Below are 7,597 nucleotides of genomic sequence, written 5' to 3'. Positions count from 1 at the left end.
GTATAAGATCCAGCGAGCAGGAAGATCGCGTACGCGAGCCACGGCCCCGTGATCGCGAGCAGGCGGCCGAGCGGCGCGTCTCGGAACACCGCTGCCGTCATGCCCCACGTCACCGCCGCCCCGACGCACGTCGTCGCGACGAGCAGTGCGGCAGCCGACAGCGCCTTGCCGAGTATGAACGCGGTCCTCGACAGCGGCTTCGTGAGCACGAGGACCGCGGTGCCCGACCGTCGCTCGCCGGACACCAGCCCGCCCCACATGATCACGAGCGCGAACGTCACCATCTGGGTGAGGTTCCTCACCCACTGCGCGTAGGCGTCCAGGTAGGTCGGTGTCGGCAACTCGATGCGCACTCCGCTGCTCGCGGGCATCACCGCCGCGAGGATCTGCGGCGTGAGCCTGGCAAGCGGCGGCCCGGTCAGCGCGACGAACAGCACGATGCCCGGCAGCACCCAGATGCGCCAGGTACGCACGATCTCGAACAGCTCCTTGCGCAGGAACGCGGCGAACGCCTTCACGCCGCCTCGCCTCCCCCGCCCACGAGGTCGAGGAAGACGTCCTCGAGCGAGGCCTCGGCCATCTCGAAGCGCACGAGCGGCACCGACAGCACGGTGATCAGCCCCGGGATCTCGAACTGCGCCGCGGCGAGGTCCGACGCGTTGATGCGCAGCACGCGGCCATCGCGCGTCACGCCCGTGCACCACGCCCGCCTGCGCACGTCGGCCTCGAGGCGCTCGGCGCCGTCGGCCACCTCGACCTCGAACAGGTGACCACCGCGTGGCGCGAGCAGCTCTTCGAGCGTGCCCTCGGCCACCACGCGCCCTGCGCTCAGGATGCCGACCCGGTCGCACACGCGCTCTACGTCGGCCAGGATGTGGGTCGAGAACAGCACGGTCGTCCGGCCGCGGAGCGACGCGATCATCTCGAGCACGTCCCGGCGTCCCATCGGGTCGAGCGCCGAGGTCGGTTCGTCGAGCATGAGGACCTTCGGGGCGTTGACGAGCGCCTGCGCGATGCCGAGGCGCTGCTTCATGCCCCGCGAGTAGCCCCCGATGCGCGTCGTCACGCCGGCAAGGCCGGCGAGGTCGAGCAGCGCCCGCACGCGGTCATCCAGCAGGACCGCGTCGAGGTCGAAGAGCCGCCCCGAGAAGCGCAGGAACTCCTCGGCCGTCATCCAAGGGTAGAAGCCGGGCACGTCGGGCAGGAACCCGGTCTGCGCCCGCGCGGCCGCCCCGTCGGCGGACAGGTCGTGCCCGAGGATCTGCGCTTCGCCCGAGGTCGGGCGCGCGAGGCCGGTGAGGATGCGCAGCGTGGTGGTCTTCCCCGCGCCGTTGGGGCCGAGGAAGCCGTAGACCGACCCGGCAGGCACCGACAGGTCCACACCGCGCAGCGCCGCGACCGGGCCGAAGCGCTTGGTGAGCCGCCGGACGCGGACGGCGTAGTCGACGGGGTCAGTCATCGCCGTCCGGACGGTCGCCGGCCGCGGGGGCGCCGTAAAGCGCATCGACCGCACTCGCCGCCTTCACCGTGTCAGCCGCGGGCGCATCCGCCTCCTCCGCTACCGGGAAGGTCCCCTTGCCCCACGCGAAGTACAGGAGCGGCCCGAGCATCTCGGTCACGAAGATCACGATGAGCCAGACGAGCTTGCGGCCCTCCCACGCGCCGGGCCGCTTCATCAGGTCGAGGAACGCGAGGACCTGGAGCGTGAGCTGCAGGACGACGGCCGCGCCGATCGCGATCCACTCCACCGCGCCGATCTGCGAGAAGTCCACTTGCCGCGCCCCCGCTCGCTCCGCCCCGCCGTGCCACACCCCATGCTACCGCCGCGAGGCAGCACCTTCCAGCGCCGCGAGCCACTGCGGCAGCAGCGCGTCCCACGTGAACGCTCCGGCGAGGGTGCGCGCGGCGCCGGGCGCGGGCCGCTCGAGCACGAGCGCGCGCAGGCGCGAGACGAGCTCGGCGTCGTCGACGTAGCGATACGTCCGCGGATAGAGCTCCGGGTATGCGAGCCGGTCGGGCACGAGCGGCGTGCAGCCCGCGTAGCACGCCTCGAGCATCGCGATGCCGAAGAACTCGTTGTCCGCCGTGCTCACGGCCACGTCCGCGCTCGCGAGCAGTCGCGCGTAGTCCTCGCGGGTCGCGGGCTCGTCGCAGTGCACGAGCCGCTCACCGAGCGCTTCGGCCGCCTCACGCATCGGCCCTTCGGTCTCGCGGAACGACTGCCCTGCCACCGCGACCTCGAAGTCGAGACCCTCGGAGGCCAACGTTGCCACGGTGGCGAAGAACACCTCGGGGCGCTTGTCGTGCTCCCAGCGGTGCGGCCAGACGATCCGGCACCGTTCGCCGCGCACCGGCTGCGCGGCGTCGAACGCGGCCGCTTCGAACGGCGGCGCGAGCACGCGGGACTTCGCCGCGATCGCCTCGCGGACACCTTCGGGGCGGTGGTCCGGGAACTCGCGGAAGAACGGCCCGACCTCGGCGAGTAGACCGTCGAGGTTCCAGCGCGTGTTGAACCAGCACTCGTCGGCCGCCAGCGCGCTCGTGACGTTGGTCAGCGGGAACTGGAAGTCCCAGTCGGCCGTGTGGCGGTTGGGGTAGAGGAACTGGTTCTCGTGGAAGTAGACCACCACGGGCACGCCCGCGACCGCCTCTCCCGCCAGGCCGAGGAACTCGGCGACGTTGACGAAGGTCGAGGCGAACACGAGGTCCCAGCGCGCTCCGGCCGCGTGCAGCTCGCGGGCCTGCGCGGCCATCGTGATCGCCGCGCCGCGCATGCGCCACTTCCACTTGCGCGCAGGCAGCGTGAGCAGGTCGCACTCCCACTCCGGCGCGATGCGCGCCACGAGGCCGTCGAGTACCGCGCGGTGCGACCCGCCGTAGTACGGCTCGAGCGCGAGCAGGCGCTTCACCGCCCGTCGGACCTGCGAGGCGTGTACGCGGGGCACCTGAAGTCGCGGTGGGTCATGCCGGCCAGCGCGTCGTTCACCATCCGGTCGACGTCGAGGTCCGCCTCGCCTGCGGCGCACTCCTCGGCGCTCGCATGCGTGGCCGGCGTGCGCGGCATGAACAACGTGCAGCAATCGGCGTGCTCCTGCGTCGATGTCTCGAACGTGCCGATGCGTTTGGCCTCGGCGATGATCTCCTGCTTGTCGGTGCCGATGAGCGGGCGCAGCACGGGCAGCGCGGCGACCGCGTCGACCGCGGCGATGTTCTCGAGCGTCTGCGAGGCGACCTGGCCGAGCGACTCGCCGGTCACGAGCGCGCCCGCGCGTTCCTCGGCAGCCACGGCCTCGGCGACGCGGAGCATGAGGCGCCGGTAGAGCAGCACGCGCAGGTCGGGCGGGGCGGACAGCGAGATCTCCTTCTGAAGCGCGCCGAAGGGCACCACGTGGATCCGCGCGAGGCCGCCGCAGCGCTCCAGCTCCTCACCGATCTCCATGACGAGGCGCTGGGACAGGTCCGTCGTGTGTGGCACGCCGGAGAAGTGCACGCCGATCACGACCGCGCCGCGCTTCATGAGGCGCCACGACGCGACCGGCGAGTCGATCCCACTCGAGAGCAGCGCCACCACGCGGCCCGACACGCCGACAGGCAGGCCGCCCGGGCCCATGGCACGGCGCGCGTAGGTGTACGCCTCGCCCTGCACGACCTCGACGCGCACCGTCATCTCGGGGCGACCGAGGTCCACGCGCATCCCCGTCGCGAGGCGCACCGCCTCGCCGAGCCTGACGTTCATCTCCTGGCTCGTCTCGGGATGGTCGGTCGAGGAGCGGCGCGCCTCGATCGCGAAGGTGGCGGCCGGCCCGGCGTCACGCGCCGCGAGCAGGCACGCGCGCTCCATGTCGGAAGCATCGCGCGAGGTCACGTACGCGTCGGAGACGTGTGCGACGCCGGGCAGGCGCGAGACCGCCTCGAGGACATCGCCGGCGCGGCGCGTGTCCGAGACCGGCACGATGAGCCGGTTCGACACGCGCTCGATGCTGCCGATGGGCAGGTCCCGGCACGCGTCGGCGATGTTGGCGGCGAGACGGCGCTCGAAGACGGACCTGTTGCGGCCCTTCAGCCCGATCTCGTGGTAGTGGACCAGTGCGGCGCGCTCGAACATTGCGCAGTCCGGCAGCTACTTGAGGCTGTCGGACTTCCGCTCGTAGGAGATGTCGTCAGAGGCGATCTCCTCCAGCGCGAGCGTGAGCGGCTTCGTGCTGGTGAGCGCGGCGAGCTGCGACGGAGCCATGGAGAGCATCGCCTGGTCGCGAACGCCGTGGACCATGTCGTTGATCTGGCGCGCGCGGCGGGCGGCGACGATGCACAGCGAGTACTTGGAGTCGACCTTGGAGAGCAGAAGGTCGATGTCTGGCGTGATGACCATGCGGTTACGAGTCCCTCTCGGCGTAGCTGTCGATTATGCCGACGAGCTCAGCGATGGCCCGTTCGACGTCGTCGTTTATTACCACATGCTTGTACCCGCTCACAAGCCCGAGCTCCCTCTCGGCGTTGCGCAGCCGAAGCTCGACCTGGGCCTCCGTCTCGGTGCCGCGGGCCCTGAGACGGCGCTTGAGGTCCTCGATGGATCTCGTCTTCACGAAGATGAGGATCGCTTCGGGCATCTGCTCGAGCACCTGGCGCGCGCCCTGCGGGTCGATCTCGAGGACGACCTGCATCCCGGCACGGATCCGGCGCTCGACCGGCCCGCGCAGCGTGCCGTAGCGGCTGCCGTGTACGGTGGCGGACTCGAGGAACTCGCCGCCGGCGGCGCGCCGCTCGAACTCGTGGGGCGTGAGGAAGAAGTACGACACCCCCTCCTGCTCGCCGGGCCTCGGCGCCCGCGTCGTGGCGGACACCGAGACCCAGATGTCGGGGACGCGGTCGAGGAGTGCCTCGACCAGCGTCCCCTTACCGGCCCCCGAAGGGCCGGACACTATGAACAGATTCCCCGTGCGCATCTACTCGCGGAGGCCCCCCGAGGCGCTCCGCGCGCGGCGCGGGACCCGAAAGGCGCCAAGCCGGCTGCTAGCCGAGCTTCTCCATGAGTTCGGTGCGCTGGCGCGAGCCGAGGCCCTGGATGCGGCGGGTCGGCGAGATGCCGAGCTCGTCCATGATCTTCGCTGCCTTCGCCTTGCCGTAGCCTGGCAGGCTCTCGAGCAGGGTCGAGACCTTCATGCGCGCGACGATCGGGTCGCCGGCCTTCTTCATGACGGCGGCGAACGCCATCTTCCCCGACTTGATGTCGGCGCGCAGCGCGGCGCGCGCCTGACGGGCCATCGCGGCCTTCTTCAGTGCCTCGGCGCGCTGTGCATCGGACAGGTTCGGCAGGGCCATGACTCCTCCTCGTTTCCGCTCCCCCGGCGCGGGCGGGATCTCCACCCTCCCCCGCGTCGGACCACCTGGCTTCAACGCTCGTCCCGACACACCCCGCGGGACCCGTCGAACCTACCCTTGACCTGCGGGGTTTGCAATACCCCAACTTCCGATTCTCCGGCTCCCCGGGCTGTAGGTGGGCACTCCGGACCGGCACAGGCCACACTCCGAGGCGTCCCAGGACTCGACCTCGAGTCGAAGTAGAGGTATTAGCGGCACGTCGAACGACTTCACGCCGCCCCGGTCGATGATCGAGACCGCCGCTAGCGGCTCCCCGCCTGCGGCGCGGACCAGCCCGACCACCTCGGCAACGCTCCCACCTGTGGTAACGACGTCCTCGACCACGAGCACGCGCGCGCCTTCCAGCACTTCGAAGCCCCTCCGGAACGTCATCGCACCGTCCTGGCGTTCGCTGAAGATGAACCTGACGCCGAGAGCCTGCGCGACTGCGAAGCCGATGATGATGCCGCCGACAGCCGGCGCGGCGACGAGATCGACGCGCAGGTCAGCGATTCGGTGAACGGCGGCCTGCGCGAGACGGGTGGTGAGCGCCGGGTCCTCGAGGATGCGCGCGCACTGCACGTAGCGGTCGGAGTGCCGGCCGCTCGTGAGGACGAAGTGCCCCTCGAGGATCGCGCCGGCCTCCTTGAGCGCGGCCAGAACCTCGGGCTCGGTCATGTCGGTGGTCATCGCTCGCGGCTCCTTGCGGGTCGGGGCTACACGCCGGCGATCTCGGCGGCGATCGAGTCGAACACGCGCGCCGGGTCGGACGACTCGGTTATCGGGCGGCCCACGACCAGGTGCGACGCCCCGGCCGCGAGCGCAGCGGCGGGGGTCGCGACGCGAGACTGGTCCCCGCGCGCCGAGCCGGCGGGACGCACGCCGGGTGTGACGACGAACGCATCGGCGCCGAGCATGCGCCGCATCTCGGACGCCTCGAGCGGCGAGCAGACGATCCCGTCCGCGCCGCCGTCGCGGGCGATCTGCGCGAGCCGCAGCGCCTGCTCACCGGGGCCGTCCGCCACGCCCAGGTCCGCCAGCGTCGCGGCGTCCATGCTGGTGAGCACCGTCACGCCGAGCAGCTTGGGCGCCGGAGCGCCCGCGGCCTCCGCGCCCTCGGCCACGCCCTCCGCCGCGGCGCGCACCATCTCGGCCCCACCCGACGCGTGCACGGTCAGCATGCCCGCGCCCAGGCGCGCGACCTCGCGCGCGGCGCCCGCGACCTGGTGCGGGATGTCGTGGAGCTTCAGGTCGAGGAAGACGTCGAACCCGAGGTCGCGCAGGCGTCCCACGATGGCCGGGCCTTCGGCGTAGAAGAGCGTCATGCCGACCTTCAGCCAGCGTGCGTGTCCGCGCAGGACCTCGGCGAGGCGCATCGCGCCGTCGGCATCGGTGTCGAGCGCGACGATGATGCGGTCGCTCACTCCCCCACCTCCAGCGCTCCCGTGAGCTCGGCCATGCGCCCGACGCCGTTCGCACGGCAGTACGACTCGAGACCGTTGAGGATCCGCTCGCACGCGCGCGGGTCCACGAAGTTCGCGGTGCCCACCGCCACCGCCGCCGCGCCCGCGAGCAGGAACTCGACCGCGTCCTCGGCCTCCATGATGCCGCCCATGCCCACGACGGGGATGCCGACCGCACCCGCGACCTGCCACACCATCCGCAGCGCGACCGGCTTGATGGCCGGGCCGGACAGGCCGCCGACCACCCGCGCGAGCTTGGGGCGCCGGGTGCGCGCGTCTATCGCCATCCCGAGCAGGGTGTTGATGAGCGAGACCGCATCGGCGCCCGCGTCCTCCACCGAGCGCGCGATCGACACGACGTCGGTCACGTTCGGCGACAGCTTCACGACGAGCGTCCGCTTCGTGGCGGCCCGGCACGCCGCCGTGACCTCGGCGGCGGACACGCGGTCCGTGCCGAACGCCATCCCTCCCGCATCCACGTTCGGGCACGAGATGTTCACCTCGTAGCCGGCGACACCGGGCTCGCGCTCGAGCCGCTCGATGACGGCGGCGTACTCCGCCACCGAGTGACCGCTGACGTTCACGATCACCGGCGTCTCGGGCGCGTTCTCGGCGAGCCACGCCAAGTCGCGCTCGACGAACGCCTCGACGCCGGGGTTCTGCAGCCCGATGGAGTTCAGCATCCCGCTCGCCGTCTCGGCGATGCGCGGGCTCGGGTTGCCCTCCCACAGGTCGAGAGATACCCCCTTGGTGACGAGCGCCCCGAGGCGGCCGAG

The 7,597-nt window shown here is 71.5% G+C and carries 11 protein-coding genes; all 11 read right to left on the bottom strand.

Features of this window, described 5'->3' with window-relative positions; translation table 11 throughout:
* On the bottom strand, positions 1–518 hold a 518-nt coding region (locus tag FDZ70_04360; protein ID TLM78309.1), incomplete at its 3' end, for an ABC transporter permease.
* Positions 515–1,459, bottom strand: a complete 945-nt coding sequence (locus FDZ70_04355) for an ABC transporter ATP-binding protein (protein ID TLM78308.1) — start codon at positions 1,457–1,459, stop codon at positions 515–517. The genes FDZ70_04360 and FDZ70_04355, both read right to left, overlap by 4 nt.
* Entirely contained in the window at positions 1,452–1,772 is a 321-nt protein-coding gene (locus FDZ70_04350; GenBank protein ID TLM78307.1) for a PLDc_N domain-containing protein, read from the bottom strand. The genes FDZ70_04355 and FDZ70_04350 overlap by 8 nt, the downstream gene beginning before the upstream one ends.
* A 45-nt stretch (positions 1,773–1,817) precedes the next feature.
* Positions 1,818–3,026, bottom strand: a complete 1,209-nt coding sequence (locus tag FDZ70_04345; GenBank protein ID TLM78306.1) for a DUF3524 domain-containing protein — start codon at positions 3,024–3,026, stop codon at positions 1,818–1,820.
* Entirely contained in the window at positions 2,906–4,105 is a 1,200-nt protein-coding gene (thiI, locus tag FDZ70_04340) for a tRNA 4-thiouridine(8) synthase ThiI (GenBank protein ID TLM78305.1), read from the bottom strand. Before thiI ends, FDZ70_04345 begins: the two co-directional genes overlap by 121 nt.
* 15 nt (positions 4,106–4,120) lie before the next feature.
* A complete protein-coding gene (rpoZ, locus tag FDZ70_04335; protein TLM78304.1) occupies positions 4,121–4,369 on the bottom strand; it encodes a DNA-directed RNA polymerase subunit omega in 249 nt (82 codons plus the stop codon).
* 4 nt (positions 4,370–4,373) lie between these two features.
* Positions 4,374–4,943: a guanylate kinase gene (locus FDZ70_04330; protein ID TLM78303.1), complete on the bottom strand. Its 570-nt coding sequence runs from the start codon at positions 4,941–4,943 to the stop codon at positions 4,374–4,376.
* 67 nt (positions 4,944–5,010) lie between these two features.
* The gene (locus FDZ70_04325; protein TLM78302.1) at positions 5,011–5,319 is read right to left on the bottom strand and encodes an integration host factor; all 309 of its coding nucleotides are present in this window, start codon (positions 5,317–5,319) and stop codon (positions 5,011–5,013) included.
* 111 nt (positions 5,320–5,430) lie between these two features.
* Positions 5,431–6,048 (bottom strand): orotate phosphoribosyltransferase, encoded by a 618-nt coding sequence (locus tag FDZ70_04320; GenBank protein ID TLM78301.1) that lies wholly within the window; start codon positions 6,046–6,048, stop codon positions 5,431–5,433.
* Positions 6,049–6,074: 26 nt separating this feature from the next.
* Positions 6,075–6,734, bottom strand: a complete 660-nt coding sequence (pyrF, locus tag FDZ70_04315; protein TLM78310.1) for an orotidine-5'-phosphate decarboxylase — start codon at positions 6,732–6,734, stop codon at positions 6,075–6,077.
* Between the two features lie 44 nt (positions 6,735–6,778).
* On the bottom strand, positions 6,779–7,597 hold an 819-nt coding region (locus tag FDZ70_04310; GenBank protein TLM78300.1), incomplete at its 5' end, for a dihydroorotate dehydrogenase.

It is taken from the genome of Actinomycetota bacterium (assembly GCA_005774595.1).
Classification (GTDB): Bacteria; Actinomycetota; Coriobacteriia; order Anaerosomatales; family D1FN1-002; genus D1FN1-002.
Note: the sequence above shows the minus strand (reverse complement) of the source record. Positions and strands in the feature narration are given on the sequence as shown.

Coding starts and splice junctions, on each gene's coding strand:
- FDZ70_04355 (TLM78308.1), bottom strand. CDS start 1,459: ATGACTGACCCCGTCGACTACGCCGTCCGCGTCCGGCGGCTCACCAAG.
- FDZ70_04325 (TLM78302.1), bottom strand. CDS start 5,319: ATGGCCCTGCCGAACCTGTCCGATGCACAGCGCGCCGAGGCACTGAAG.
- FDZ70_04330 (TLM78303.1), bottom strand. CDS start 4,943: ATGCGCACGGGGAATCTGTTCATAGTGTCCGGCCCTTCGGGGGCCGGT.
- thiI (TLM78305.1), bottom strand. CDS start 4,105: ATGTTCGAGCGCGCCGCACTGGTCCACTACCACGAGATCGGGCTGAAG.
- rpoZ (TLM78304.1), bottom strand. CDS start 4,369: ATGGTCATCACGCCAGACATCGACCTTCTGCTCTCCAAGGTCGACTCC.
- pyrF (TLM78310.1), bottom strand. CDS start 6,734: ATGCGCCTCGCCGAGGTCCTGCGCGGACACGCACGCTGGCTGAAGGTC.
- FDZ70_04320 (TLM78301.1), bottom strand. CDS start 6,048: ATGACCACCGACATGACCGAGCCCGAGGTTCTGGCCGCGCTCAAGGAG.